Source organism: Chitinophaga sp. G7 BAM 1005 (assembly GCF_057126945.1).
The window spans coordinates 6,747,550-6,773,023 of the sequence record NZ_CP181478.1 but is presented as its reverse complement, the minus strand read 5'-3'; the positions used below and the strand labels follow the sequence as shown (position 1 = coordinate 6,773,023).

Here is a 25,474-nt window from a genome sequence, read left to right as displayed (position 1 = left end):
GGTTAGCAGGGAGATAGTAACCGTAATTATTCCGGCGTCTATCTCCCCACTAACCCGCAGCCTTATTTAATCATACTCAGTCTTTATGCACCGGGTACAGCGGCAAATCTTATTTAATCACGCCCAGTTCCTTGCCTACTTTGGTAAAGGCGGCAATGGCCCTGTCGAGATGCTCCTGTTCGTGGCCGGCGCTCAGCTGTACGCGGATGCGGGCCTGGCCTTTCGGTACCACCGGGAAGAAGAACCCGATTACGTAGATGCCTTCCTGGAGCAGTTTATCGGCAAACTGGGCGCTCAATACTGCATCATAAAGCATTACCGGAACAATCGGATGGTCGCCTGGTTTGATGTCAAATCCAGCTTCCGTCATTTTGCTGCGGAAGTATTTGGTATTGTATTCCAGCTTGTCGCGCAGGGTGGTGGTTTCGCTCAGCATATCCAGTACGGCGATGGAAGCGCCTACGATACTGGGGGCCACGGAGTTGGAAAACAGGTAAGGGCGGCTGCGCTGGCGCAGGATGTCGACTACTTCCTTTGGTCCGCTCGTAAATCCGCCGGAGGCGCCACCCAGTGCTTTACCGAGGGTACCGGTGATGATATCCACGCGGCCCATTACGCCACGGTATTCGTGGGTGCCGCGACCGGTTTTGCCCAGGAATCCGGAGGAATGACTTTCGTCGGACATTACGATGGCATTGTACTTATCGGCCAGATCACAGATCTTATCCAGCTGGGCAATGGTGCCATCCATGCTGAATGAACCGTCTGTAACGATGATCCGGCTGCGGCAGTCTTTGGCTTCCTGTAGTTTTACCTCCAGGTCGGCCATATTGTTATGTTCGTAGCGGAAGCGTTGTGCCTTGCAGAGACGAACGCCATCGATAATGGAGGCGTGGTTCAGGGCATCAGAAATGATGGCGTCCTGTTCATTGAACAAAGGCTCAAATACGCCACCATTGGCGTCGAAGGCCGCTACGTATAAAATAGTATCTTCTGTACCCAGGAATTTGGAGATCTTTTCCTCCAGTTCCCGGTGAATATCCTGTGTGCCGCAGATAAAGCGAACACTGCTCATGCCATAGCCGTGGGTATCAATTGCATCTTTGGCAGCTTTCACCACTGCAGGGTGAGACGACAGGCCCAGGTAATTATTTGCACAAAAATTAAGTACGGTTTCGCCACCCACCTGTATTTCAGCTCCCTGCTCAGATGTAATAATGCGCTCTCTCTTGTACAGGCCGGCTTTATTGATATCGCCGAGTTCCTCCCGTAAACGGGTTATAAACTTCTCATTCATAAAAATTGCAATATTTAAAGTGGATCTACCAAAGTTATGGGCAATAAATGTATTACGATTATTTATCGCGTAAATCAGTAACGACCGGATATGCAAAAAGTTTGACCCAGGTGTAACATTTGCCCGCCGCCCTCCGTCATAGTACTATCATGATTATTAATACCATGAAGTGGAAAACTGATAATTCACCCCCTTGTTAAAAGATGCTAAAAGAGCATACTTGATAAGAGGTTGATGCTCAGTTTGAAAGGAACTGTTACTACAACTGTGCGGGATGAATGTACCAGCTTTAGAGTAGGTGTGGGTAACAAATATGGATTTGGTCAATGATGGGTATTAAAGTATTTGTCGGAACTTAGCACTAAAATCCCGCACCACCGGAATGACGGAAAAGGAGTACAATAAATGCGTGGATCTGTATTCGGACAATTTATTCCGCTTTATAGTAAAGAATCTGGAGCATGCGGAAGACGCCAGGGACGTAGTACAGAATTCATTCGAAATATTGTGGAAACACTGCCAGGATGTGCCTTTTGAAAAGGCTAAGTCATACCTGTTTACAGTTGGTTACCACAATATGATCGATCATGTACGTAAGGTAAAGCGGATCACACTTGTAGACCAGTTTAAAGACGAGGACAAAGTTTCGGATCATAAGATACATAATGCGAAGGAAGTGATAGAAAAGGCATTATCCAAGCTCAGTGAAGTACAGCGCTCCCTAATTATGCTCAAGGACTATGAAGGATATTCCTACGAGGAAATAGGTGAAATGATGGAGTTGAATCCTTCCCAGGTAAAGGTTTACCTGCACAGAGCCAGGATACATCTGAAGAATTACCTGGTGAAAATGGAGAATGTTATATGATATTTTTGTAATAAATTAGATTTTTGTCGATAGAAATTAACATATCAAACTACGAGTCCTATCTCCTCAGCTACATCGATGGTGAGCTGAATGAGACAGAACAGGCCGCGCTCGAACTTTTCCTGCAAAAGCATCCTCAGTTTCGCCAGGAACTGGAATTGCTGGAAGGAACAAAGCTGACGCCGGATAAACATATCGTTTTTGATCAAAAAGCTGCTTTATACAAAACAGCTGCCGTTGACTACGAAGTATTGATGCTGGGTTATATCGACGGGGAGCTGACTGCCGCTGAGGAAGCCATTTTGCAGGAATACCTGCAACTACACCCGGCTGCCCGGCGGGAACTGGCCTTATTACAGGCTACCAGGCTCACGCCTGACACAACTTTGGTATTTACTGATAAAGCATCTCTGTACAGAAGCAGCAAACGCCGGGTTGCCCCGGTGTATCGCCGTATGATATGGGGAGCTGCTGCTGCCGCAGTAGTAGCGGGCCTGTTTATATGGTTATTACCGGCAGGCGATCAACCGGTACAAAAACCAGCTATTGCGGTAAACACGCCACCGGCTGCCACCGTACCAGCGCCGGCCGTTGCTCCTGCAATAACCACCCCTGCTACCCCGGACCAATCTGCAAACGCAACAGCGGAAGTACCTACTGTTACACCGCACACCAATCAGCCGGTACTGGCGAAGAGCAGCAAGGCAGTAACGCCACGCAACAGCAAACCCGCTGCCACTCCGGTAAATGAACCCGTACTGGCTGCTGCAGACGCCCCCAAAGCAGAAGCGCCGGTTATTTCCCAGTTGCCTCCACAGCGCAACTCTATGAGCGAGGTAGTGGAAGAGCACCTGCAACAGGCGGGTAACGCCCATGTTGCGGCTGTTCGCCCGGAAGTGAATAAGGAAACGGTATTGGCTGCGAATACAGCCAACACAAATGATCATTTAAATAATAAGGTAGTCCCTGTAACCGAACAGCCCGGCGCTCCCGGTGAGCTGATCATGTCTGTTAGTGGCAGCGACAGCCGGATTTTGGATAAGGTAACCAATGTTGCGAAGTTTTTTTCCCGTAAAAGGAATAAATAATAAATCATGGTCATAGCATATGAAGCATAAATTTTTACTCATTTTGTTACTGGTATTATGTGGCGGGTGGGCTCATGCGCAAAAGGCAGATAAAAATACACCGGCACCACCGGACACCATACAGATCAAAGGATTGATCATTATCAAAGGAAAGAATGATAAGGGTCGTACCAGTTATAAGTTCTATAACGACACTGCCTATGCACGCCAGAAGCTCAAAAAGAACCTGCAAACCAAGTGGTTCGTTTTTGACCTGGGATTCAATAACTATATTGATCACAGCGACTATAACGGCGCCAGCTTTATAAATTATTACCCCAACAACAGCGCTTATTATAACGGAGCGCCTGCCCCGGTATCTAAATCATATGATTACTCTGCCGTAGGGCTTGCCACCTTTGCCCCCAGGGATGCAAGTGAGCCGTTAACGCCTTCAGAATTTAAGTTAATTACCGGAAAATCAATCAATTTTAATATTTGGTTATTTCAACAGCGACTTAATATAACAAAACACAAACTTAACTTGTTATATGCTTTAGGATTAGAAATGAATAACTATAGGTATGCCCGGAGCATTACGTATTTACCGGGTTATCCTACACAAATAATCAGAGATTCCGTAGAATTTTCAAAGAATAAGCTGTTTGCCGAGTATATATCGATCCCGGTAATGCTTAATTTTAATTCTAACCCTGCCCGCCCGAGCCGTGCGTTCCAGGCGAGCTTCGGTGTCTCCGGTGGTTATCTCCTCAAATCCAGAACCAAGCAGGTAAGTGAAGAAAGAGGCAAGGTTAGAAAAACGGACGACTTCAATCTCAACAAGTGGCGTTTTGGCCTTACCAGCGAACTGGGCTATGGACCTGTAAAGTTGTATGCAAACTTTGCCCTTACGGCATTACATGACTATGGGTTACAACAATATCCATTTTCAATAGGTATCCGGTTAAACGGATTCTAAGATTTATTAGCCAGTCCTAAATTGTGTTTATGCGTTCTTTTGTTGCTTTGATGACATGTATTGGTTGCATTGCATGGATTCACTCCTGTGAGAAACGTTTGCTAGGCGTTAGACTCGAAAAAAATAATTTACTTATTGATCAGCCAGAGCAGTTGCCGTTAGCGGTTGCACCAGGCGGCATCCCTGCTGCCAGGTACATTTCCCAGGTAATTCCTGCTTCCAATACCACAGCCGTTCCGGTTAGCCGTAACAGGAGCCGGCCAAAGGCGAAAAAAACAACCGGCAATAACAGCAAGGCCATAGATTCCCTGCTTTTTAACCAGGTTTTTGTAAGAGGAAAGTATACCATTTATAATAATCAGAATCCCTGAGATCACCCCGTTATCTTGTTAAGTTGATCACCGGCCCGGCAACCGGTTGCAACTCCTATGCATCTACCGCTCATACAATTCTCCTCTTTTTTCCCGCTTTATAATTTGGACTTCCGGTATATTTGACAGACTAATTTCAAAAAACCAACTATTTGTATGAGTCTTAAAAGAGTCGTATTACTATTCCTGTTTGCCTGCTCGCTGAAAGTAGCGGGAGCCCAGGGAAAATATCAATGGAAGGAGGCTACTGCTGGCGGTTATACCTATAAGTATGTTTCCGATGATCCCATGAAGGCACGTTTCTACACACTGAAAAACGGCCTGACAGTTATCCTGAGTGTCAATAAAAAAGATCCCCGCATCCAGACACTGATTGGTACCCGCGCCGGTAGCGATAACGATCCAAAAGACCACACCGGCCTGGCGCACTACCTGGAACACCTCCTGTTTAAAGGCACCGAAAAGTATGGTTCGCTCAACTGGGCAAAGGAAAAACCACTGATCGACGAGATCTCCAATTTGTATGATAAATACAATAAAACAGCGGACCCGGCTGCCCGCAAAGCGGTTTATCATGCAATAGACAGCGTTTCCGGAGTAGCTGCCAAATATGCGATTGCCAATGAATATGACAAAATGATGTCGGGCATGGGCGCGCAGGGCACCAACGCGCATACCTGGGTGGAAGAAACCATCTATGAGGAAGATATTCCTTCCAATGCTATAGACAAATACCTGACCGTACAAGCCGAGCGCTTCCGCGACCCGGTTTTCCGCCTGTTCCACACCGAACTGGAAGCGGTATACGAAGAAAAGAACCGCGGACTGGATAACGATGGCCGTAAAGTGTACGAAACTATGCTCGCAGCCCTGTTTCCCACACACAACTATGGTCAGCAATCTACCATCGGTACCGTTGAACATCTCAAAAATCCAAACCTGAAAGTAATCCGCGAGTTCTACAATGAGTACTACGTGCCTAATAACATGGCTATCGTAATGGCGGGTGATTTTGATCCGGATTATGTGATCAAATCTATCGATCAGAAATTCAGTTACATGAAAGCCAAACCGGTAAAGGAATACAAGCCTGCTCCGGAAGCCCCGATCAAATCGCCGGTAATGAAAGAAGTACTGGGCCCCGATGCTGAAAGCGTAGATATCGCCTTCAGAATGCCCGGCGCGCTCGATACCAAATCCAATCTGGTACTGGGTGTACTCTCTTCCATTCTCCAGAATGGTAAAGCCGGTTTGATGGATCTCAATATCAACAAACAGCAGAAAGTACTGAACGCCAGCGTAAGTGTACTTGGCCTGAAAGACTATTCCATCTTCTCCCTGAGCGGTAAAGCCAAACAAGGCCAGACCCTGGAAGAAGTAAAAGCACTTTTACTGGGTCAGCTGGATATCCTGAAGAAAGGAGATTTTGATGAAACCCTGGTGAAAGCCATCGTTAATAACGCCAAACTGAGCGAACTGCAGGGCCTGGAAAACAATAACAACCGCGCTACCGCCCTGATGGATGGTTTTATCAAAAGCAGGGGCAAAAACTGGTCATTTGATGTGGCCTATGTGGATGATATGGGTACGGTTAACAAAAAACAGATTGTTGACTACGCCAATAAATTCCTCAACGATAACTATGTAATTGTTTACAAACGCAAGGGCGAAGACAAGAACATCGAAAAAGTGGAGAAGCCCGCCATTACCCCGGTAGAGGTAAACAGGGAAGCACAATCGTCTTTCCTGCAGGAGGTGGCCGCTATACCTGCTACACCAGTAAAACCACAATGGCTGGATTATGAAAAAGATATCCAGAAAACGGCGGTGGGCAACACCGATATGATGTATGTGCAGAACAAAGACAATGGCCTTTTCCACCTGTACTACCGCTTCGATATGGGTACCTGGAGCAATAAGAAACTGGCCCTGGCAGCGCAATACCTGCAATACCTGAGCACCGACAAATATACTTCTGAGCAGATCAGCAAGGAGTTTTATAACATTGCCTGTAACTTCAGCGTATCCGCATCCACTGAAAACACCACAATAGTGATCAGTGGTTTACAGGAAAACTTTGATAAGGCGGTTACCTTATTTGAACATGTGATTGCCAATTGCAAGCCTAACGAAGACGCACTGGCAGCGCTGAAAGGCCGTATCCAGAAAGGCCGGTCCGACAGTAAACTGAATAAGGGCGCTATCATGAAAGGTGTGGTAAATTACGCGATGTATGGCGCTAAAAATCCGTTTAACAACCAGTTAAGCCAGGCTGAACTGGACGGTATTTCCGCATCAGAACTTGTTACTATTTTACATGAACTGCCGGCTTATAAACATACCATCATTTACTGGGGACCTCAGCCACTGGCCACTGCCGCAGCTGATGTGAAAAAACTGCATCCGTTGCCAGCCACCTTTAAAGCTACACCGGAAGCCATGAAATTTGCGAAAGATAACCAGGACAAAAACCAGGTGCTGTTTGCAGATTATGATATGGTACAGACGGAAGTAAACTGGCTGAGAAATTCAACGGTATACAATCCGGCCAATACAGGTGTAGTTACCCTGTTCAACAGTTATTTCGGTGGCGGTATGGGATCTGTGGTATTCCAAACCATCCGTGAATCCAAAGCACTGGCTTATTCTACCTATGCTTACTACGCATCTCCTGATAAAAAAGACGAGCGTTATTCTGTAGTGGCTTACGTAGGCAGCCAGGCAGACAAAATGAATGACGCTATTGTAGGGATGAACGAATTGCTGAACGATATTCCCCGTGCAGATAAACTGCTGCAAACCGCCAAGGAAGGTATGAAGCAGGATATTGAAACAGAACGTATCACCAACGATGGCATCATTTTCAGTTACCTGGCCGCACAGAAGCTGGGGTTAAATACGGATATCCGCAAACAGGTGTACGAGTCTATCGACAAAATGAACTTTGACGAAGTGAAGAAGTTCCACGATGAGAACCTGGCGCATAAACCATATACTTATTGCATTGTTGCTTCTGAAAAGAAGATCAGCATGGACGATCTGAAAAAATATGGCGATGTGAAGAAACTCACGCTGGAAGAGATCTTCGGCTACTGATTACGGTAAGAAAAAATCAGATAAAATAGAAAGGCACAAAGTTTTACGCTTTGTGCCTTTCTATTTTCTACCCATCTCCCAAACAATAAATTATTCTTCTGCTACGTTATCTGCATATTTATTACTCCTATGAAGAAGTGCTGTCATTACTGGTTGGTAGCTGTTCTGTTGCTGCTGCCGCTAAGTGGATTTATCAACGAATCTGATTTGTATAGTGTAAGGTTAAATGCTGCCAACATTGATCCTGATAAAATTTTCCTACTGATAGATAAAAGCGATTACCGGTTGTATGTATACGAAGACGTAACGTTGAGAAAAATCTACAAGGTGGTATTTGGTAACCGCGACCAAACCGATAAACAAGTTGAAGGTGATCGCAGAACACCGGAAGGAACCTTCCATGTTTTAACCAAAAGAGTGGATAAAAGCTGGAGCCGGTTCATGCTCCTGGACTATCCCAACGAGGTGTCCTGGCAGAAATTCCGTGACCGTCAGTCACAGGGTATGGTATCGTCCAGCGCCAGTATTGGCGGGGCTATCGGTATCCACGGGGTGGAATATAATTCCGGGATCCGGGATAGTTATGTGGAAGGACGTATTAACTGGACACTGGGTTGTATCAGTATGAAAAACTCAGATGTCAATGAATTGTACGAGGTAATCAAAGTAGGTACCCCGGTGGTTATTCGCCGGTAAGGTTTTTGCTGATTATTTTGGAGTGACTTCCGGCGGCAGTTGCACGTTGTAATTTAGCCCCCACTATAAACAGGTACGGCATCTAGTGATGCAGTAATACTGCATCATGACTCAAATATAAACGGCGGGTCAGATCCTGTGAAGAGCGCGCTCCACTCGTATGGTGCGCGCTTTTTTATTGTTGCAGAAAAGCGGTGACTTCCCTCATCCAGGCTGTGGAATCTTTGCCGCAAAACGACTGGTGTCCGGCATCAGGGAAGATATACAGCTTTTTTTGCCGGGTACCCAGGTGGGAAAATACCTTCTGTGTTTCTTGTGGCATTACCCGGATATCCTGTTTCCCGTAGAAATATAATACCGGCATATGTATTTGACGGGCGTAGCTTTCCGGCTTAAAGCCCGCGCCCCGGAAGCCTTGTTCTATTCCTCCCCAGAAGGTAAGGATCTGTGAAAATGGAAATGCCGGCAGGTGAACGGAGCGCATCCTGCTTTTTACGGCGTCTGTAAGCGTGGCAAACGGGCACTGGAGGATCAGTTGCTTTGGGGTGAGTCCGTATTCAGGAACAGCCTTTAAAATAGCGGCAGCGCCCATACTTACGCCCCAGAGGATGATGGGCTGGTTGCCTTTTTCTTTTACGTAGTCCCAGGCCAGTTTTACATCTTCTGCTTCTTTGTAGCCCACGCTGCAGGTATATCCTTCGCTATTGCCGTGGGCGCGGAAATCCAGTAAAAAAGTATGGTAGCCCAGTGAGCGGAAACGGTCCGCCTCCGGAAACAGCGAACCTTTATTACCGTTATAACCATGAAACAGGATGACGGTGCCTTTAGCTGCTTTGGCCGGGATCCACCAGCCTTCCAGCCGGAGTCCGCCGGCGGTGTGCAGCAGCACGGTTTCATAAGGTACCGATGGAAAACTGGTAGTAGCGGATTTGGCGATGCGTACGCCAAACAGGATGGTTTTTATTTTTTCACCGGTGCTCATTTGTTCCGGGAGCTTGTTCCTGCGGCCGCCGTCTTCATAAAAGTGGGTGAACTTCCAGGCGTGAAAGGCCCCGATGATATTGAGTAATATGAAAAGAACCACGCAGGTCCAGGCCAGCCTTTTGAAGAAACGCTTCATTGTATAATCATGTATAACAAAGGGATGCGGAGTTATCCTGCATCCCTTTATTTTTAAATAGCTCCGGAATATGTTACAGTTTTCCTTTCTTGATTTCGTCTACCACACCAGGATCCAGCAGGGTAGAGGTGTCGCCTAAGTTGTCCATATCGTTTTCAGCAATTTTGCGCAGAATGCGGCGCATGATTTTGCCGGAACGGGTTTTAGGCAAACCGCTTACGATCTGTATCTTATCTGGTTTTGCAATGGGGCCAATGATGCGGGCCACTGTTTGCGCGATATCTTTTTTAGTCAGTTCGGGATCATGTGTGAGCCGTTCGGTGATCACATAAGCATAAATGCCCTGGCCTTTAATATCGTGAGGATACCCAACCACGGCGCTTTCCACTACGCCGGCGTGCATATTGATGGCGTTTTCCACTTCTGCGGTACCGATACGGTGACCGCTTACATTGAGTACGTCGTCCACGCGGCCGGTAATTTTGTAGTAGCCGTCTTCATCTCTCATACAGCCGTCGCCGGTGAAGTAGAGATTTTCGTAGGTAGAGAAATAGGTTTTGCGGAAGCGTTCGTGGTCGCCGTAGGTGCTGCGCAGCATACCGGGCCACGGGAACTTGATGCAGAGGTTACCGCTTACGCCGTTGCCTTTGAGTTCTTTCCCGTTTTCGTCTACCAGGATAGGTTGTACACCCGGCAGTGGCAGGGTGGCGTATCCTGGTTTTTCTTTGGTGATGCCGGCAATCGGGGTGATCATAATACCACCGGTTTCCGTTTGCCACCAGGTATCCACAATGGGGCATTTACCCTTGCCGATATTATCTTTAAACCAATGCCATGCTTCTTCGTTGATCGGTTCTCCTACGCTGCCCAGTTTTTTGAGTGAGCTGAGGTCTTTATGATTAACGGGGCCGAGGCCATAGCTCATTAAGCTGCGGATGGCTGTTGGTGCGGTATATAAGGTGTTTACACGGAATTTATCTACAATTTCCCACAGCCTGCCAGCATCCGGATAGGTAGGCACCCCTTCAAACATGAGGGTGGTGGCGCCTGCGCTGAGCGGACCGTAGGCAATGTAACTGTGACCGGTGATCCAGCCGATATCTGCGGTACAGAAATATACTTCGCCGCGCTGGTACTGGAAGGTATTTACAAAGGTGTAGTTGGCATATACCATGTAGCCGGCGCAGGTGTGTACCACGCCTTTGGGTTTGCCGGTGGAGCCGGAAGTATAGAGGATGAAGAGGAGATCTTCTGCATCCATTTCTTCAGCCGGGCAGGGCGGGTTGCCCATTGTTTCCACCTGTTTTATTTCATCTTCCCACCACAGGTCTCTGCCTTTCAGCATACTTACCGGGGTGCGGGTGCGGGTACATACAATTACTTTTTTTACAGATGGACATGCCATCAGTGCATCGTCCATAACGGATTTCAGCGGGATATCCTTTGCGCCGCGATAGGCGCCGTCGCAGGTAATCACCAGGCTGCACTGTGCATCCTGTATCCGGTCGGCGATAGATTGTGCACTGAATCCTCCGAATACTACCGAGTGAATGGCGCCAATACGGGCGCAGGCCAGGATGGCGATAGCCAGTTCCGGGATCATGCCCATGTAAATGCATACGCGGTCGCCTTTTTTAACGCCGTTGTTTTTCAGCACATTCGCAAACTGGCAAACTTTGTTGTACAAGTCGCGGTACGTAATAATGCGGTGGTGTTCTTCCGGATCATTGGGCTCCCAGATAATGGCGGGAGTATTGCCCAGTGTGCCCAGATGGCGATCCAGGCAATTTTCTGTAATGTTTAGTTTTGCGCCGGTAAACCATTTGATTTCCGGGTCTTTAAAATTCCAGTCCAATACCTTGTCCCATTTGCGACGCCAGTAAAAATGGTCTGCTACATTGGCCCAGAAGCCTTCCGGGTCAATAACACTCTGTTGATAAGCCTGCTGATAATCTTCGATACTCTTGATCTGGTATGGGTACGACATAGCACCGTAATTGTTTATTGGTTAAGTACAAGCATTTTCCTAACGGGCTTTAAATTTAAGAAAAACCAGATGGTTTGGTAGAAATAATCTAAAAAATCATATAAAAAGCAGATTATTTTTCAACATAGGAGCGGAGGTATTTGTAAACAGCTGCTTCCTGGGGGTTGGTGGGGTCGCCCAGTTGCAGGTAGCGTTTATAGTAACGGGTAGCAAGGGGTTTATTGTGGAGATGTACCTCGTAAATGCGGCCAATACTGTATTGGCGCAGGGGTTGGTGAAAAAAGTAGTAAGCCGTATCCAGGTTAGCGACGGCTGATTTGTATTGGCGGAGTCCTTCGTAGTTGGTGGATTTTCCACTATAGTAGCTATCCAGGCTTTTCGGGGTGGCCATGTCGATGCAGGTTTGCAGCAGTTCATTGCTGGCAGTATAGTTTTTTAATGCTGTGTATGCGAGGGCTGCGTAATACATAATGGTTTCAGACTGGCTTTTATTGGCCAGGAGGTATTCATATACGCCGATGCATTGCCGGTATTGTTTGAGCGTATACCAGGCGGCAGCAACAATGCTGAAGGTATTGGGCGACAGGATATTCATGCGCATCAGTTGCGTACCGAGGTCGGTGCAGCGGGTATAGTTTTTCAGGAACCAGGCCGATCTGATGGCAGTCATGATAACGGTGGGCTGAAGGGAATCTGTTTTCAGAAAGGTGCGCAGGATGCTGTCTGCCAGCGGATATTGTTGTTTTTCGATCAGTTCTTCCCCGAGGCGTGCGGTTACCCTGGGATCTGCCGGATTGAGCGTATATGCTTTTTGCAGGTAGATAAAGGCGGTATCCGGCTGTTGTGCTGCAAAGCAGGCGAAGCTGAGTTGTTTGTATGCGGTGGCATTGGCGGGTTGCAGCCGTACAATTTGCCGGTAGTGAAAAATGGCGGGCAGGGGGCTTTCCAGTTGCATGCTGATACTGGCAAGGTACTGATGTGCCGGTATATTATTACTGTCCAGCGCCAATACCTTTTCATAGTGGATCATGGCGTCTCTTGTTTTTCCTGACAGGTAATACGTATATGCCAGGAGAGACAGCTGCGCGATATTATTTTCCTGTACACGTGGCTGCAGGTAGCCGATGGCGGCATCATACTGCTGGTTCTGGAGATATTCCATCAGCTGTGTGCGGTCGATAGATTCCTGTGCCGGTGCGGCAGAAGGAATAGTAATTAGTAGAAGCAGGCTGATTAACCACTGTGTCGTCCGTTGCATAAGAAGTTGTATTTATCTTTAAAACTAAGAATTTAGTTTTAAAAAGAAAAACTTAGTTGATAAAAACCGGCAGCACCAGCGAATGCTAAAATCCTAAAAAGTAAAATCAATAAAATCAGCGTAATCCTGAGAAAGACAAAATCCGCCATCGCCGGAGGCGATGCTATTAAAAGTAAAGCCTTGTTTGCCCGGGGTGGGGAACAAGGCTTTACGGCGCTTGATTACTTTTACGGAAGATGTTTCTACAAACGGCGGGATGAAAGGCAACAGTGATCATTTGGAAGGTTTCCGGTATTTTTCCAGGTCATCTTCGCCGGATGCAAATACTTCTTCCATAATTTCAATGATTCGTTGCTTTTCCGCATTGCTGAGTGCCGGAATGATTTTTCCTTTCTCATTTGGATTTGGCTTATCTCTTCCGCGCATCTTGCGATAAAATGTGGGTGTACTCCAGTTGCATTCTTCACATACTTTCTCCCTGAACAGTACAGGAAGACTGGAAAGTTTGGTATGAATGTCAAGTAGCACATTTATTGGTTCTTTGCTCATAGTGGGTATTGTTTTCAGAATGATTGGATATGGTTAACAAATGAATTGTCGGAATAGTAGAACATGTTTTAAAGTTACTTTAAGGTGTAAGCAAATATATTTATAATCATGCAATTTATAATTATAAAACTTTACTTTCTTTAAAAAAAATATGGAATGATGTAACTGTTTATAGTAGCGGGTTTGAGAGAATTATTACCCTTTTGTTTATGATTCGTTATTCTATAAATGCTGTGTATCGTTTACACAATAATCCTGCTTATTATCATTCTGATTTCAGCGCTGTTAAATCGATAAATATTTCTTGTTATCTTTTTGCGTATACCCTTTATAGTTAGTACGGGTATTTGTTGGCCAGGGCTACTTACGGACTTATATTTTTTTCGTTAAATTGATATTTTTATTTACAGAATGAAATATTAATTGTTAAATTATACGATAATACAACAGGTCATCCTGTATGTAGCATCATAATTTAAAATGAAAAGGGATGCAGTCGAGCCTGATACACATGGGACACCGGTTGAAACAGATCTTGAAGCAGAAGAAAATAAAGATTGTTGATTTCGCCACTATGGCCGGTTTTACAAATCAAATCGCTCATTATCACTTGCGGAAAAGTGACATGAAACGCGCCACGATGGAACGTTTTTGCGCCCTTATTGGTATAACCCCCGAGGAGTTTATGAGATGGAACGGCGCCATGCAATTAACGAATGGTAAAAGTATACATTACGGGGAACGTTTGCAGCATATTATTGCAGAGAAAGGGCTGAATAAAAGTAAGCTGGCCGGCCGTTTGGATATGAGTCGCCGCACGATGTATAATTTATTTGAGAAAGAAAACTTTTCACCTGATGAGCTGGACAGGGTAGTGAAAGGGTTGGATATGAGTGTGGATGGCTTTCTTAATCCGGGTACCGTGCAGGAAGCCCGGAATACGGATAGCGAGGAAATGATGTTGTTGAGGGAAAAATATTATAAACAGCTGGAAGAATATACACAATTGCTGAAAAGTCATGCTGCGCTGAAAGATGAGTTGTTACAGATAAAGAAAGAACTGGCAGCTTTCCGCAAACAAAACAATTAAAAATTGCCGCCCTGTTTGTTATAATGATATTTGTTGATAGTTTTTAACCGGTTTGCTTTAAAATTCAAGAGGTAAACCCCTGTTTTGAGAATAGAAAAGTATTATATTTGTATACACCCCATTCTTCATCAAAACAGGAGTTGTATAAATGTCAGTTCCATATTATGTTCACGCAGGCGCCAGGTTGCGGCGTATATTAAGGCATAAGGAAATTGTGATTCTGCATTATGCCAGGAAAGTTAAACTAACCCCGCAGGGTTTGTATCGTTATTTTTCACAGGCGTCTATCAAAAGAGAAAAGCTGGATCTTTTGCTGGAAGCCGTTCCTGTTACACTGGAGGATTTTTACCACTGGAATTCACTGGAAGGAAATACGTGGCATCAGGGCGAGTTGCTGCAGTTATATCTTGCGAAGCAGAAAATAAAAGATAAGCAACTGGCAGCGCTGCTGCATTTATCATCAGATGAAATACATGAATGGCTGGACACCGCACAATTCAGCCATGCGCAGCTGGAACTGTTGAAGGAGCACCTGCAATTATCCCCCGGCTGCTTCACAGACCCACAAGCCCTGAAGCAGGGAGTTAACTGGGTAGAAGCCTACCTGGACAAATGTATGGAGGTGCAACAATATGCCCGTAAAGTAAATACCCTTGAAAAAAAGATCAATACCCTGGAAGCCAGGTAAGCCCGGATAATTGCCGGCTTTTAGTTGACAGCCAGCAATTGGTTTTCGTTTTTTACAGGACTGAGCGCAAAATATTCAGCTACTTCTTCCCAGTTATTTACCCGTTTGTAATCTGTAAGGGGTAAGTTGTGCGGTGCTGTAAACAGCAGTGGTGTTCCTTTAAAGGAACACAGGTTTTTATCGTGATCATCAATCATGTAGTCTGCTTCCACAATGGTTTTGGAGCCGCAGAATACGACGTTTTTCCAACTGATAAAAGGGAAATGTTCATTCAGCCACGCATGTTTTTCCGCCAGTGACAGGGGGAATTCCATAGCTGCAGATACCACGAAAACCTCGTGTTGTTCTGCCAGCGCTTTTACTACTTCCTGGCTGCCGGCCATTACCGGTATCCCCCTGAAAAATCCCGGGGCACTCAGTATTTTCATGGCTACACCTTCCGGGAAAGCGCTGCCTTCCGGGATGTTGTTCAAACGCTCCGGATCTATTACTTCGCCATATTCCTTTGCGTATACGTCCAGCAGATGTTGGGTAAGGTCTGCCATTACATTGTCCATGTCGATTGCTATTCTTGCCATATTTTGCTGTTTTTTGCAAAGTTATGCGATATTTTGCAAATTATTGCATAATCTTTCATAATATTGCATAAAATAGCATGAGCATGTTGAGAGAGGAAAGGCTGGATTATATTCTCAAAAAGCTGCAAACAGATCATAAAGTGCTGCAAACAGAGCTTAGCAGCGACTTACAGGTATCGGAAGACACGGTGCGGAGGGACCTCGAATCCCTGGCGCAAAACGGGCAGCTGATCAAAGTAAGGGGAGGCGCCATTCCACATTCACCAAATCCTTATTCTTTTAAGGAGCGTATCGTATATCATGAGGATGATAAGAAACATATTGCCACCAAGGCCCTGGCCTACCTGCATAACGGGCAAACCATTATTCTCGATGGAGGTACTTCTACTTTAATGCTGGCCAAACTCTTTCCTTCCAATCTTCATATTACCGTTATTACGAACAGCGTACCTATAGTGGCGCAGCTGATAGAGCATCCCGTGATTGAAGTAATTTTCACCGGCGGGCTCATTGGTAAGGATTCCCAAACAGCCGGTGGAATGGATACCATCCGTATGCTGGAGAAAATGCGGGCGGATATCTGCTTCCTGGGCATCTGCAGTTTACATCCGGATGCAGGCGTAACAGGGTTGGATCTTGGCGAAGCCGATGTGAAAAGCGTCATGGTGGAATCTGCCAACAAAACCATTGCACTGGCTACCAGTGATAAAATGGGTACGGCAGAACCTTTTAAAGTATGCGATATTACAGGCCTGGATACCATTATTACAGACGATCCGGATCTGCCATCGCTGAAACCGTATATTAACCTGGGAATACAGGTAATCTGATCAATTTAACTTTTATCTGACCGAAGATGTTACACGATCTATCGATAGTAATGATTAATAAAAGAGCTACACGCATTGCAGTGAGCGCCTTGTTTTTTTTAACCGGACTATGTTTTTCCAGTTGGGCCTCCCGCATTCCGGATATTCAGCTGGCATTAAACCTAAATGACGCCGGGCTGGGAAGCGTGCTGCTGGCACTTCCGGTAGGTTCTATTATTTCCCTTCCGGTTGCCGGCATCCTGGTATCGAAATACGGCAGCCGCCAGATACTGCTGATTGCAGCTGTAGCGTATGCGGCGGTGCTGCCGGTGCTCGGACTGGCGCATACTTCCTGGGAGTTAAGCGTATTCCTGGTATTCTTTGGCTTTTTCGGTAATCTCGCCAACATTGCGGTGAACACACAGGCAGTAGGCGTGGAAGCCATGTATGGCCGTTCTATTATGGCTTCATTTCACGGATTGTGGAGTGTAGCGGGTTTTACCGGGGCGGCTTTTGGTACCTGGATGACAGGTTTGCACCTGGCCCCGGTGTATCACTTTTTAATTATTACCGCAGTTTCCTGGATACTTATTGTCATTACCATGAACCGGCTGGTAGTACGCGTAACCAATGAAAACAATGCCCCTTCTTTATTTGGCAAACCGGATGCCTTCCTGTTTACACTTGGAATTATTGCGATGTGCTCTATGATTTGCGAGGGTACAATGTTTGACTGGAGCGGGGTATATTTCCGCAGGGTGATACAGGTAAGGGAAGGATGGTCCGGCGCCGGCTATGCGGCCTTCATGAGTACAATGGCATCCGGACGTTTTGTGGCCGATTACCTGACTACACGGCTGGGCGTTAAAAAGATGTTGCTGATAAGCGGCGGCCTTACTGCCAGCGGCTTATTGGTAGCCGTTATTTTCCCATACTTCGTTCCGGCTATGCTGGGCTTCATGCTGGTAGGTGCGGGCGTGTCTGCAGTAGTACCGTTGGTATACAGTGCTGCGGGCAGATCTACTAAACTGCCACCGGGAATGGCGTTAGCCACCGTATCTACTATCGGTTATTTCGGATTTCTTTTTGGTCCTCCGTTGATTGGGTTTGTAGCGCAGGCTACCAATCTTGGCGTGGCCTTTACGATGATTGCCGTAATGGGCGCCGCTATAGCGGTCATGTCGTCCAGGATCAAATTATAATCCTGCTACCGCCGCTGCGCCGTTTTTGCGGGGCAGCGCGCGGAAAGAAAGTTCTTCTTCCCGGTGATCGAGCATCAGCCAGTATTCGCCGGTATCTTCTTCCCGCTCAGGTAATTTCATGCCGGCAAGGGCCGTGAGCAAGGGTTCCGGCGGATGATCAAATGGTACCAGCCGCACCAGCGGATGTATACTTGTTTCATCATCTCCTGTTTCCATCAATAACTCCCGCGGTAAAAATTTCAATTCATTCATCGCCAGTTCCATCACTACAATTTCCCGCAGGTAAGGATTTACAATCTCCCCGTTTAGTAATTTCTGTAACAGGAATTCACCAAAGATGTTGATCTCCCTTTTGAATTGCAGATCTGAACGGTTGTCGATGGCCCAAAACACTTCAATTACCGGCATCAGTTGTTCACCCAATAAAAAGCAGGTATACGGAAGCATGGTATAAATGGGCGTGATCCTGTTTACCCTGTACAGGGTACAGCTTACCGACATGCCCTGCTGGTATACTACTGTTTGCAACCGTCGTTGTTCGCGGCTGGTAAGATCGTACCGTGATAATACTGTTGGCGGATCATTCCGCAGCTGCAGGCATAATTGCGGGGAGGCAATCAGGTCTGTGAGTGCTTTCTGAAAAGATAAGAGTGACATAGTTTCAGGTATGATAAAGGTTCCAGGCTGCTTTTGCCCTGTTCAACTCACGGGTAACGCCTTCAAATTGCAGCAGGTGAAAATAAGATTCATGAAACTCAAAAGTGATACCGCATAAGTTGGGTACTAACGGTAACGTATAATCGAGTAATTCCCATACTTCCGGCGGGCAGGGCCCTGCATGGGAGTCGGTGTACATGCCGGCCATTTCGTTTCCGCCGGCAATGTGGATTTCGATGACTTTATCCAGTTCCAGCTGTGCAATAAATGCTTTTGCATCGAAATGATGATTCACCGCATTCGTATATACGTTATGGATATCCAGCAGCAGGCCGCAGGAAGTATCGCTTGACAGCTCATTGAGAAAGGCTGTTTCGCTGAGTTCCTGTTCGGGCAGGTCGATGAAGTACACATTGTTTTCTACCAGGAAAGGCGTGTTGATGGAGCGTTTGATAGCATTGATGCGGCCACCGATCATATCCAGCACTTCATAATCATATGGTACCGGTACGGCGAGTCCGGCATTGTGTTCTTCCTGTTGTTCGTTATGCACTTTCACGAATGAGAGGTGATCACTATGCCATTTGAAGCGATAGCGTTCGTGCCATTCTTTCATTTTATGGAGATAGGTTTTATCGAAGATGCCCGCACTGCCGAGAGAGTAGGAGATATTGTGAGAAGTTAAAGGATATGTGGCAGCTATTTTATCCAGCACTTTCATCCACGATTCAATTTCTTCAAACCGTTGCGGTGCATTGTTCCCGTGATCCGTCCAGAACATATCAGGGATGATTTCAACGTAATCGCAAATACCTGGGCATGCGTCCAGGTATAGTTCCAGCGAAGGGTTGTAGAGGAGCCCTACGCCCAGCTGCGGAATAGTTTGCTGATAAAGATGGCCCACCCTGGCTATTGATAATACTTGTGACATGGTGAGGAGGTTTTAAGAGCCGTCCCGGCGTTACCGGGACGGCATCCTGCATTAATGTTGTTTGACAGCAATGTCTTTGATGACAGCCATTTTATCCAGATCCACTTTGATCACCTGTTCCAGTTTTTCCCGGATGTTAAAGTGAACGCCGGATAAGCATGCCTGGCATCCGCGGGGATTGATTTGTTTGATCACCATAGATTGCAGTTTGGCGATATCTTCCATTTTGGTGCCTTTAGGAACGGCAACATCTACGTGGCCATTGTCGCCATAATGAATTTCAGCTGTACGCATGACGTTTGATTTTTTTGGGTGTTTAAATATAAAATAAAAGAAGAATTCCCTGCGGGCAGGGCTGATGTAGGATTTAGTACCAGTCTTTTTGGGGTTGCTGCGCAGTATTTTTAACTGCGGATGATAAAGTTAGGAGAATAAGATGAGATCATGATAAGTATTTATACGGGAAATTATAAGACCGTTTTTTTGCTGTTAGCTCAGCTCCAGATAGGTTGATTTCTATCGCCGGAAATAAAATTCATGATCCCTCTGCCATACTTCCGGTAAATTTTTACCGGAGCATCTTCTTCCTCTCTTCGATCTTCTTCTGTTTCATCATACCTGTCATCTGGTGTTTCCATAACATCGGTATTTGGGTATTGAATAATATAAAATCAACATATAAAACTACCTATATTTATTCGTCTCCAAAAAAAATCTTCTCCCCAAACAAAATTTATTTCCGTTTATAAACTTCAAATCCCGTAACTTTGCACGATTTTTTTGTTCCCTCATACGGCAGAAAGATCAATTTGGTTTTTCATTTTCAATAGATTACACAAATGCCAAAAGACTCATCTATCAAATCTGTACTCATTATCGGTTCTGGACCCATTATTATTGGTCAGGCTTGCGAATTTGATTATTCCGGTTCCCAGGCAGCACGTTCGCTGCGGGAAGAAGGGATTAAAGTGATTTTGATTAATTCCAACCCGGCTACCATCATGACGGATCCTATGATGGCCGATAAGGTTTATTTGCTGCCGCTGACCGTGGAAAGCATTGAGCAGATTCTGGAAGAAAACCAGATAGATGCCGTATTACCTACTATGGGAGGCCAAACTGCGCTGAACCTTTGTAAGGAAGTAGACGAACTGGGAATATGGGAAAAAAATAACGTTCGCCTGATTGGAGTAGACATCAAAGCCATTGATAAGGCGGAAGACCGCGAACAGTTCCGTCAGTGGATGATCCAGCTGGGAATACCAGTAGCGCCTGCCAGAACAGCCAACTCCTTCCTGGAAGGGAAAGAGTTCGCCCAGGAAATCGGATTTCCGCTGGTAATCCGTCCTTCTTTCACACTGGGTGGTACCGGTGGTGGTTTTGTACACAGCAAGGAAGACCTGGATGAAGCACTGGACCGTGGTTTGAAAGCGTCTCCGATCCATGAGGTACTGGTGGAAAAAGCCGTACTGGGATGGAAAGAATATGAACTGGAATTGTTGCGTGATAAGAATGATAATGTTGTTATCATTTGTACCGTGGAAAACCTCGACCCGATGGGGATCCACACAGGTGATTCCATTACGGTGGCACCTGCCATGACCCTGAGCGACACTGCTTTCCAGGACATGCGTAACAAAGCGATGGTGATGATGCGCGACCTCGGCAACTTTGCCGGTGGTTGTAACGTGCAGTTCTCCCTCAATCCTGAAAACGAAGAGCTGATTGCCATTGAGATCAATCCCCGCGTAAGCCGTTCTTCTGCACTGGCTTCCAAAGCAACCGGTTACCCGATTGCAAAAATTGCTGCGAAACTCGCTATTGGTTATACATTGGATGAACTGGAAAACCAGATCACCAAAACTACTTCTGCCTTCTTTGAACCAGCACTGGATTATGTGATCGTTAAAATGCCGCGCTGGAACTTCGATAAATTCAAAGGAGCTGATGATACTTTAGGATTGCAGATGAAGTCAGTAGGAGAAGTAATGTCTATAGGACGTACTTTCCCTGAAGCCCTGCAGAAAGCCTGTCAGAGCCTCGAAAACGATGCACTGGGACTGGGTTACTACGGTAAATCACTCATGAAGAGCGAGCAGCTGATCGAGAAACTAAAACGTCCAACCTGGGATCGTATCTTCCGTATCAAAGATGCTTTGATGGCGGGAGTATCGGTAAAACATATTCACCAGCTCACCTTTATTGATCGCTGGTTCCTGCACCAGATCCAGGATATCGTTAACCTGGAAAAACAATTGCTGGAGCTTGATCTGCAGACTGTTTCCGCTGATATGCTGAGAGACGCCAAGAAAATGGGCTTCTCTGATGCGCAGCTGGCTATCCTGTTTGGCGATTGCGATGAAGATGAAGTATACGCTAAACGTAAGGAGCTTGGTATCCGCCGTACCTTTAAAATGGTAGATACCTGCAGCGCTGAGTTTGAAGCAAAAACGCCTTACTTCTATTCTACTTTCGATACAGAAAACGAAAGTATTTCTTCCGATAAGAAAAAGATCATTGTACTCGGTTCCGGTCCCAACAGGATTGGTCAGGGTATTGAGTTTGATTACTGCTGTACGCATGGTTTGCAGGCCATCCAGGATTGCGGGTATGAGGCGATCATGGTGAACTGTAACCCGGAAACGGTATCAACCGATTTCGATATGGCGGATAAGCTTTACTTCGAGCCGGTGTTCTGGGAAAACCTCTGGGAAATTGTGGAGCTGGAAAAACCGGAAGGCGTGATTGTTCAGCTGGGCGGGCAAACTGCGCTGAAACTGGCGAAGCGCCTGGAAGCAAACGGTGTGAAGATCATAGGTACATCCTTTGACAACATGGATATTGCGGAAGACCGCGGCCGTTTCTCCGACATGCTGAAAGAACTGGGTATTCCTTATCCTAAGTATGGTACCGCCTACAACACAGACGACGCTATTGATGTGGCGAAAGAAGTGGGTTACCCGGTGCTGGTACGTCCTTCCTATGTATTAGGTGGTCAGCGTATGAGGATTGTTATCAATGAAGAAGAACTGGAAGAATCTGTACTGAGCCTGCTCAGACATCTTCCAGGTAACAAGATATTGATTGATCACTTCCTGGATCGTTGCCAGGAGGCGGAGATAGATGGTATTTTTGATGGTACTGACTTCCATGTAATGGGTGTGATGGAGCATATTGAACCAGCGGGTATCCACAGTGGCGATAGCCATGCGTTGCTGCCGGCTTTCAACCTGTCGCCCATCGAAGTAACCACTATGGAGTATTATGCGGAAAAGATTGCACGTGCACTTGATATCCGTGGTTTGATCAACATTCAGTTTGCCATTAAAGATGGTAATGTATTTGTGATAGAAGCCAATCCGCGTGCATCCCGTACTACACCGTTTATTGCCAAAGCTTACCAGGTACCTTACCTGAACATTGCCACTAAGGTGATGATAGGCGCCAATAAGCTGAAGGACTTTACCATTGTAAAGAACCTCACAGGTTTTGCCATCAAGGAGCCGGTGTTTTCTTTCAATAAGTTCCCGGGTGTAAATAAGGAGCTCGGACCTGAAATGAAATCTACAGGAGAAGCGATCCGCTTTATCAAGGATCTGCGTGATCCATATTTCAGGCAGCTGTTCAAGGAAAAGAGTATGTATCTGAGCAAATAGCTTCCTGTGAAGGAACCAAATAAAAAAAGCCCTTCCGGTGTACGCCGGAAGGGCTTTTTTATGTATAAATCGATTTATCTGCTAAATGAACAGAGCCTGATAAAAATCAGGCTCCTTCTTTTCCCTCAAAATAACCATTAAAGACACGACTATTGAATCTTGATACAATTCATATAGCGTGACCGGTAATGCAGTTTACAAATAATATTATATTTAAAAGAGATGTTAACTAATCAATAACAGATGATATTATATATAATATAATAAATATTGATTATTAATACTTTAAAAAGAAGTTAATCTTGTGTGATTTGCCGGGATTTATTTGTGTAAAGTGAAAGTTCTCATGTTATCATATATAAATATTATCGGCTAAAATATCCTCCTTTTTAACATTTCCAAAACGCTTTTGCTGCATATAAATGCGAGGTTTGTTTACCCGATAAAGTTAACCCTTACATGGAATTTGAATCTACATTGTTTGTTGTGATGTGCTGGAAGCGTGCGCCTTTTCTGCGTATCGTTATACCGTTACTGGCTGGGATAACCCTTCAGCTGTATGTCCCGGTGTATCCTGTTTTGTATATGGTATTGATCTGCTGTTGTATGACAGGTATATCAGCGTTTCGTTTTCTACCGCTGCAATGGCGGTTTGCCGCCGCCTGGCTACCGGGAATACTTCTTTTTATGTTGATCGGCTGTTGCGGCGGTCTGTTGTTATGTAATGCTGATATCCGCCACAGTAAAGGGTTTTATGATAGATGTACTACAGACACGCCGTTTTACCTGTTGCGTATAAATGAACCTCCACAGGAAAAGCCCCATTCCTTTAAAACCACAGCACAGGTAATAGCTATCTGCAGAAAGGGCGAATGGATGCCCGTAAAGGGCTGTTTATTGCTTTATACGGGCAAGGACAGTCTTACGCCTGCTCTTCACTATGGAGATGAATTAATTGCCCGGAAACGGCCTGAATCTATCAAGTCAAACGGCAACCCCGGTGCATTTAATTATCAGCAATACATGGTAACGCAACAGGTTTACCAGCAGCTGTATCTCCGTACCGGAGATTTTTACCGGTTACCGCATAATCGCGGGCACCCGGTACGCAGGTTATTGCTGCGGGCAAGGGATTATTGCCTGCATAACCTGAAGAAATATATCGGAAACGGACCAGAAGCCGGTATGGCGGAAGCGTTGCTTATTGGCTACCGCCAGGACCTCGACCGGGATGTAGTGCAGAGCTACAGTAATACCGGCATTGTACACGTTATTGCCATTTCGGGGATGCATCTTGCCCTGTTGTATGGTACCTTATTATGGTTGCTGCAATGGCTGCCGGCACATCGCTGGCTGCATATTACCAAAGCTGTGATCATTTTGATGGTGCTGTGGGGATTTGCATTACTCACCGGCGCATCTGCCTCTGTACTTCGTTCTGCGGTGATGTTTACAGGCATTACCATCGGGCGTTTTGTATTGCACCGGCATAGCAGCATTTATAACACATTGGCAGCTTCGGCTACCTTATTACTATGCTTTAATCCCTACCTTGTTGTAGACGCAGGGTTTCAGTTGTCGTACCTCGCGGTACTCAGTATCCTGCTTTTTTACCAGCCCATTTACCACCTGTTCCAATGGAAACGCAGATGGGCAGATTGGCTCTGGCAAATGGTAGCGGTATCGCTGGCGGCGCAACTGATCACCACACCGGTGAGCCTATTTTACTTTCACCAGTTTCCCAATTACTTTTTGCCGGCTAACCTGATCGCGGTGCCCTTATCTACCGTAATTATTTACGGAGAAGTAGTGCTGCTGTTGCTGGCACCCTTCGGGGTTCCGGCCGTTTGGCTGGGAAGTGCATTGAAATATATGATCCTCGGAATGAACAGCTGTATCAGGTGGATCGGAGAGTTGCCTGGCGCAGTGATCAGGGATATCCACTGTTCACTGGCTCAAACCGTACTGCTTTATCTGCTCATCGCGGCACTGGCGCTGTGGCTAATGGTAAAATTCCGGCCTGGCTTGTGGATGGGGCTTCTTTGTATATGGGGATTGCTGATTGCCCGTGTTAGCTGGATAGTGGCTTGTCGCTCGCAATGCAGTATTATTATTTATAACGTGCCCGCCTATACGGCAATTGATTGTATTAAAGGCAACCTGGCACAATTTACCGGTAATGATAGTGTGTGGCAATTACCTGTAGCACAGCAACTCCTGAATACACGCGCAAACCTCCGCGCTTATCCAGGCAAACCTGCTTCTTTTCAGCAATATGGCCGCTTTCTGGGCTTTGAGGGGAAACGGATACTGATCATAGACAGCGCGTTGCCGGATCGGGCGCCACCTGAAAAATTTAAGACCAATTATATTTTATTAATACGTAATCCACCTGTGGATATCAGGAAATTGTGTGATTTTTATACGTTTGAAACACTCATTTTTGCTGCTTCAAATAGTTTGTGGAGGATTGAGAAATGGAAAAGTGATTGCGAAAACACCGGGATGCAGTATTACTCTGTTGGAGAGCAGGGTGCGTTTGTTTTGAAGTTCAGATAAAATTGAGAACCTGTAT

Annotated in this window: 22 protein-coding genes; 12 read left to right on the top strand and 10 right to left on the bottom strand. The window is 45.9% G+C overall.

Annotated elements, in window-relative coordinates:
* Positions 1 to 109: 109 nt before the first annotated feature.
* On the bottom strand, positions 110 to 1,297 hold the full coding sequence (gene kbl / locus ACMXI2_RS27280; RefSeq protein ID WP_483779064.1) for a glycine C-acetyltransferase: 1,188 nt from the start codon (positions 1,295 to 1,297) through the stop codon (positions 110 to 112).
* Between the two features lie 382 nt (positions 1,298 to 1,679).
* Between kbl and ACMXI2_RS27275 the strand changes: the two genes are divergently transcribed.
* From ACMXI2_RS27275 to ACMXI2_RS27250, 6 genes are all read left to right on the top strand, one after another.
* On the top strand, positions 1,680 to 2,165 hold the full coding sequence (locus ACMXI2_RS27275; protein WP_079471317.1) for an RNA polymerase sigma factor: 486 nt from the start codon (positions 1,680 to 1,682) through the stop codon (positions 2,163 to 2,165).
* 23 nt (positions 2,166 to 2,188) lie between these two features.
* Positions 2,189 to 3,253 carry an anti-sigma factor family protein gene (locus tag ACMXI2_RS27270; RefSeq protein WP_483779063.1) on the top strand — a complete coding sequence of 355 codons (1,065 nt, stop codon included), beginning with the start codon at positions 2,189 to 2,191 and terminating at the stop codon, positions 3,251 to 3,253.
* Between the two features lie 19 nt (positions 3,254 to 3,272).
* Complete coding sequence (locus ACMXI2_RS27265; RefSeq protein ID WP_079471315.1) at positions 3,273 to 4,211, top strand: outer membrane beta-barrel protein; 939 nt, start codon at positions 3,273 to 3,275, stop codon at positions 4,209 to 4,211.
* Positions 4,212 to 4,240: 29 nt separating this feature from the next.
* The gene (locus ACMXI2_RS27260; RefSeq protein WP_483779062.1) at positions 4,241 to 4,582 is read left to right on the top strand and encodes a hypothetical protein; all 342 of its coding nucleotides are present in this window, start codon (positions 4,241 to 4,243) and stop codon (positions 4,580 to 4,582) included.
* Positions 4,583 to 4,738: 156 nt separating this feature from the next.
* Positions 4,739 to 7,678: a M16 family metallopeptidase gene (locus ACMXI2_RS27255; protein ID WP_483779061.1), complete on the top strand. Its 2,940-nt coding sequence runs from the start codon at positions 4,739 to 4,741 to the stop codon at positions 7,676 to 7,678.
* A 129-nt stretch (positions 7,679 to 7,807) separates the two neighbouring features.
* Positions 7,808 to 8,374, top strand: a complete 567-nt coding sequence (locus ACMXI2_RS27250) for a L,D-transpeptidase family protein (protein ID WP_483779060.1) — start codon at positions 7,808 to 7,810, stop codon at positions 8,372 to 8,374.
* A 175-nt stretch (positions 8,375 to 8,549) separates the two neighbouring features.
* On the opposite strand, the gene ACMXI2_RS27245 is transcribed toward ACMXI2_RS27250, so the two are convergent.
* From ACMXI2_RS27245 to ACMXI2_RS27230, 4 genes are all read right to left on the bottom strand, one after another.
* The gene (locus ACMXI2_RS27245) at positions 8,550 to 9,494 is read right to left on the bottom strand and encodes an alpha/beta hydrolase (RefSeq protein WP_483779059.1); all 945 of its coding nucleotides are present in this window, start codon (positions 9,492 to 9,494) and stop codon (positions 8,550 to 8,552) included.
* Positions 9,495 to 9,567: 73 nt separating this feature from the next.
* The gene (gene acs, locus ACMXI2_RS27240; RefSeq protein ID WP_483779058.1) at positions 9,568 to 11,481 is read right to left on the bottom strand and encodes an acetate--CoA ligase; all 1,914 of its coding nucleotides are present in this window, start codon (positions 11,479 to 11,481) and stop codon (positions 9,568 to 9,570) included.
* Between the two features lie 112 nt (positions 11,482 to 11,593).
* The gene (locus ACMXI2_RS27235) at positions 11,594 to 12,739 is read right to left on the bottom strand and encodes a tetratricopeptide repeat protein (protein WP_483779057.1); all 1,146 of its coding nucleotides are present in this window, start codon (positions 12,737 to 12,739) and stop codon (positions 11,594 to 11,596) included.
* A 273-nt stretch (positions 12,740 to 13,012) separates the two neighbouring features.
* Positions 13,013 to 13,288, bottom strand: coding sequence for a hypothetical protein (locus ACMXI2_RS27230; protein WP_079471308.1), 276 nt, complete (start codon positions 13,286 to 13,288; stop codon positions 13,013 to 13,015).
* Positions 13,289 to 13,778: 490 nt separating this feature from the next.
* On the opposite strand from ACMXI2_RS27230, the gene ACMXI2_RS27225 reads away from it, so the two are divergent.
* Both ACMXI2_RS27225 and ACMXI2_RS27220 read left to right on the top strand, forming a co-directional pair.
* On the top strand, positions 13,779 to 14,378 hold the full coding sequence (locus ACMXI2_RS27225) for a helix-turn-helix domain-containing protein (RefSeq protein WP_483779056.1): 600 nt from the start codon (positions 13,779 to 13,781) through the stop codon (positions 14,376 to 14,378).
* A 148-nt stretch (positions 14,379 to 14,526) separates the two neighbouring features.
* On the top strand, positions 14,527 to 15,066 hold the full coding sequence (locus ACMXI2_RS27220) for a hypothetical protein (RefSeq protein WP_483779055.1): 540 nt from the start codon (positions 14,527 to 14,529) through the stop codon (positions 15,064 to 15,066).
* A gap of 20 nt (positions 15,067 to 15,086) precedes the next feature.
* Here the strand turns inward: ACMXI2_RS27220 and ACMXI2_RS27215 are convergent, their stop codons facing one another.
* The gene (locus ACMXI2_RS27215) at positions 15,087 to 15,644 is read right to left on the bottom strand and encodes a 5' nucleotidase, NT5C type (protein WP_483779054.1); all 558 of its coding nucleotides are present in this window, start codon (positions 15,642 to 15,644) and stop codon (positions 15,087 to 15,089) included.
* A gap of 83 nt (positions 15,645 to 15,727) precedes the next feature.
* Between ACMXI2_RS27215 and ACMXI2_RS27210 the strand changes: the two genes are divergently transcribed.
* Both ACMXI2_RS27210 and ACMXI2_RS27205 read left to right on the top strand, forming a co-directional pair.
* On the top strand, positions 15,728 to 16,474 hold the full coding sequence (locus ACMXI2_RS27210) for a DeoR/GlpR family DNA-binding transcription regulator (RefSeq protein ID WP_483779053.1): 747 nt from the start codon (positions 15,728 to 15,730) through the stop codon (positions 16,472 to 16,474).
* Between the two features lie 26 nt (positions 16,475 to 16,500).
* Positions 16,501 to 17,655 carry an MFS transporter gene (locus ACMXI2_RS27205; RefSeq protein WP_483779052.1) on the top strand — a complete coding sequence of 385 codons (1,155 nt, stop codon included), beginning with the start codon at positions 16,501 to 16,503 and terminating at the stop codon, positions 17,653 to 17,655.
* On the opposite strand, the gene ACMXI2_RS27200 is transcribed toward ACMXI2_RS27205, so the two are convergent.
* The 4 genes from ACMXI2_RS27200 to ACMXI2_RS27185 form a co-directional block, all read right to left on the bottom strand.
* Entirely contained in the window at positions 17,650 to 18,312 is a 663-nt protein-coding gene (locus ACMXI2_RS27200) for a hypothetical protein (RefSeq protein WP_483779051.1), read from the bottom strand. The genes ACMXI2_RS27205 and ACMXI2_RS27200 overlap by 6 nt on opposite strands.
* A gap of 4 nt (positions 18,313 to 18,316) precedes the next feature.
* The gene (locus tag ACMXI2_RS27195) at positions 18,317 to 19,243 is read right to left on the bottom strand and encodes an MbnB/TglH/ChrH family RiPP precursor modification enzyme (RefSeq protein ID WP_483779050.1); all 927 of its coding nucleotides are present in this window, start codon (positions 19,241 to 19,243) and stop codon (positions 18,317 to 18,319) included.
* A 51-nt stretch (positions 19,244 to 19,294) separates the two neighbouring features.
* Positions 19,295 to 19,537, bottom strand: a complete 243-nt coding sequence (locus ACMXI2_RS27190) for a hypothetical protein (RefSeq protein ID WP_483779049.1) — start codon at positions 19,535 to 19,537, stop codon at positions 19,295 to 19,297.
* 200 nt (positions 19,538 to 19,737) lie between these two features.
* Positions 19,738 to 19,881 (bottom strand): hypothetical protein, encoded by a 144-nt coding sequence (locus tag ACMXI2_RS27185; RefSeq protein WP_483779048.1) that lies wholly within the window; start codon positions 19,879 to 19,881, stop codon positions 19,738 to 19,740.
* A 201-nt stretch (positions 19,882 to 20,082) separates the two neighbouring features.
* Between ACMXI2_RS27185 and carB the strand changes: the two genes are divergently transcribed.
* A complete protein-coding gene (carB, locus tag ACMXI2_RS27180; RefSeq protein ID WP_483779047.1) occupies positions 20,083 to 22,899 on the top strand; it encodes a carbamoyl-phosphate synthase large subunit in 2,817 nt (938 codons plus the stop codon).
* 459 nt (positions 22,900 to 23,358) lie between these two features.
* Positions 23,359 to 25,458 (top strand): ComEC/Rec2 family competence protein, encoded by a 2,100-nt coding sequence (locus ACMXI2_RS27175; RefSeq protein ID WP_483779046.1) that lies wholly within the window; start codon positions 23,359 to 23,361, stop codon positions 25,456 to 25,458.
* The last annotated feature ends 16 nt before the right edge of the window (positions 25,459 to 25,474 follow it).

Coding starts and splice junctions, on each gene's coding strand:
- ACMXI2_RS27220 (WP_483779055.1), top strand. CDS start 14,527: ATGTCAGTTCCATATTATGTTCACGCAGGCGCCAGGTTGCGGCGTATA.
- ACMXI2_RS27225 (WP_483779056.1), top strand. CDS start 13,779: ATGCAGTCGAGCCTGATACACATGGGACACCGGTTGAAACAGATCTTG.
- ACMXI2_RS27195 (WP_483779050.1), bottom strand. CDS start 19,243: ATGTCACAAGTATTATCAATAGCCAGGGTGGGCCATCTTTATCAGCAA.
- ACMXI2_RS27175 (WP_483779046.1), top strand. CDS start 23,359: ATGGAATTTGAATCTACATTGTTTGTTGTGATGTGCTGGAAGCGTGCG.
- ACMXI2_RS27215 (WP_483779054.1), bottom strand. CDS start 15,644: ATGGCAAGAATAGCAATCGACATGGACAATGTAATGGCAGACCTTACC.
- ACMXI2_RS27200 (WP_483779051.1), bottom strand. CDS start 18,312: ATGTCACTCTTATCTTTTCAGAAAGCACTCACAGACCTGATTGCCTCC.
- ACMXI2_RS27185 (WP_483779048.1), bottom strand. CDS start 19,881: ATGGAAACACCAGATGACAGGTATGATGAAACAGAAGAAGATCGAAGA.
- ACMXI2_RS27265 (WP_079471315.1), top strand. CDS start 3,273: ATGAAGCATAAATTTTTACTCATTTTGTTACTGGTATTATGTGGCGGG.
- ACMXI2_RS27205 (WP_483779052.1), top strand. CDS start 16,501: ATGTTACACGATCTATCGATAGTAATGATTAATAAAAGAGCTACACGC.
- kbl (WP_483779064.1), bottom strand. CDS start 1,297: ATGAATGAGAAGTTTATAACCCGTTTACGGGAGGAACTCGGCGATATC.
- ACMXI2_RS27275 (WP_079471317.1), top strand. CDS start 1,680: ATGACGGAAAAGGAGTACAATAAATGCGTGGATCTGTATTCGGACAAT.
- ACMXI2_RS27250 (WP_483779060.1), top strand. CDS start 7,808: ATGAAGAAGTGCTGTCATTACTGGTTGGTAGCTGTTCTGTTGCTGCTG.
- acs (WP_483779058.1), bottom strand. CDS start 11,481: ATGTCGTACCCATACCAGATCAAGAGTATCGAAGATTATCAGCAGGCT.
- carB (WP_483779047.1), top strand. CDS start 20,083: ATGCCAAAAGACTCATCTATCAAATCTGTACTCATTATCGGTTCTGGA.
- ACMXI2_RS27245 (WP_483779059.1), bottom strand. CDS start 9,494: ATGAAGCGTTTCTTCAAAAGGCTGGCCTGGACCTGCGTGGTTCTTTTC.
- ACMXI2_RS27235 (WP_483779057.1), bottom strand. CDS start 12,739: ATGCAACGGACGACACAGTGGTTAATCAGCCTGCTTCTACTAATTACT.
- ACMXI2_RS27230 (WP_079471308.1), bottom strand. CDS start 13,288: ATGAGCAAAGAACCAATAAATGTGCTACTTGACATTCATACCAAACTT.
- ACMXI2_RS27255 (WP_483779061.1), top strand. CDS start 4,739: ATGAGTCTTAAAAGAGTCGTATTACTATTCCTGTTTGCCTGCTCGCTG.
- ACMXI2_RS27260 (WP_483779062.1), top strand. CDS start 4,241: ATGCGTTCTTTTGTTGCTTTGATGACATGTATTGGTTGCATTGCATGG.
- ACMXI2_RS27190 (WP_483779049.1), bottom strand. CDS start 19,537: ATGCGTACAGCTGAAATTCATTATGGCGACAATGGCCACGTAGATGTT.
- ACMXI2_RS27210 (WP_483779053.1), top strand. CDS start 15,728: ATGTTGAGAGAGGAAAGGCTGGATTATATTCTCAAAAAGCTGCAAACA.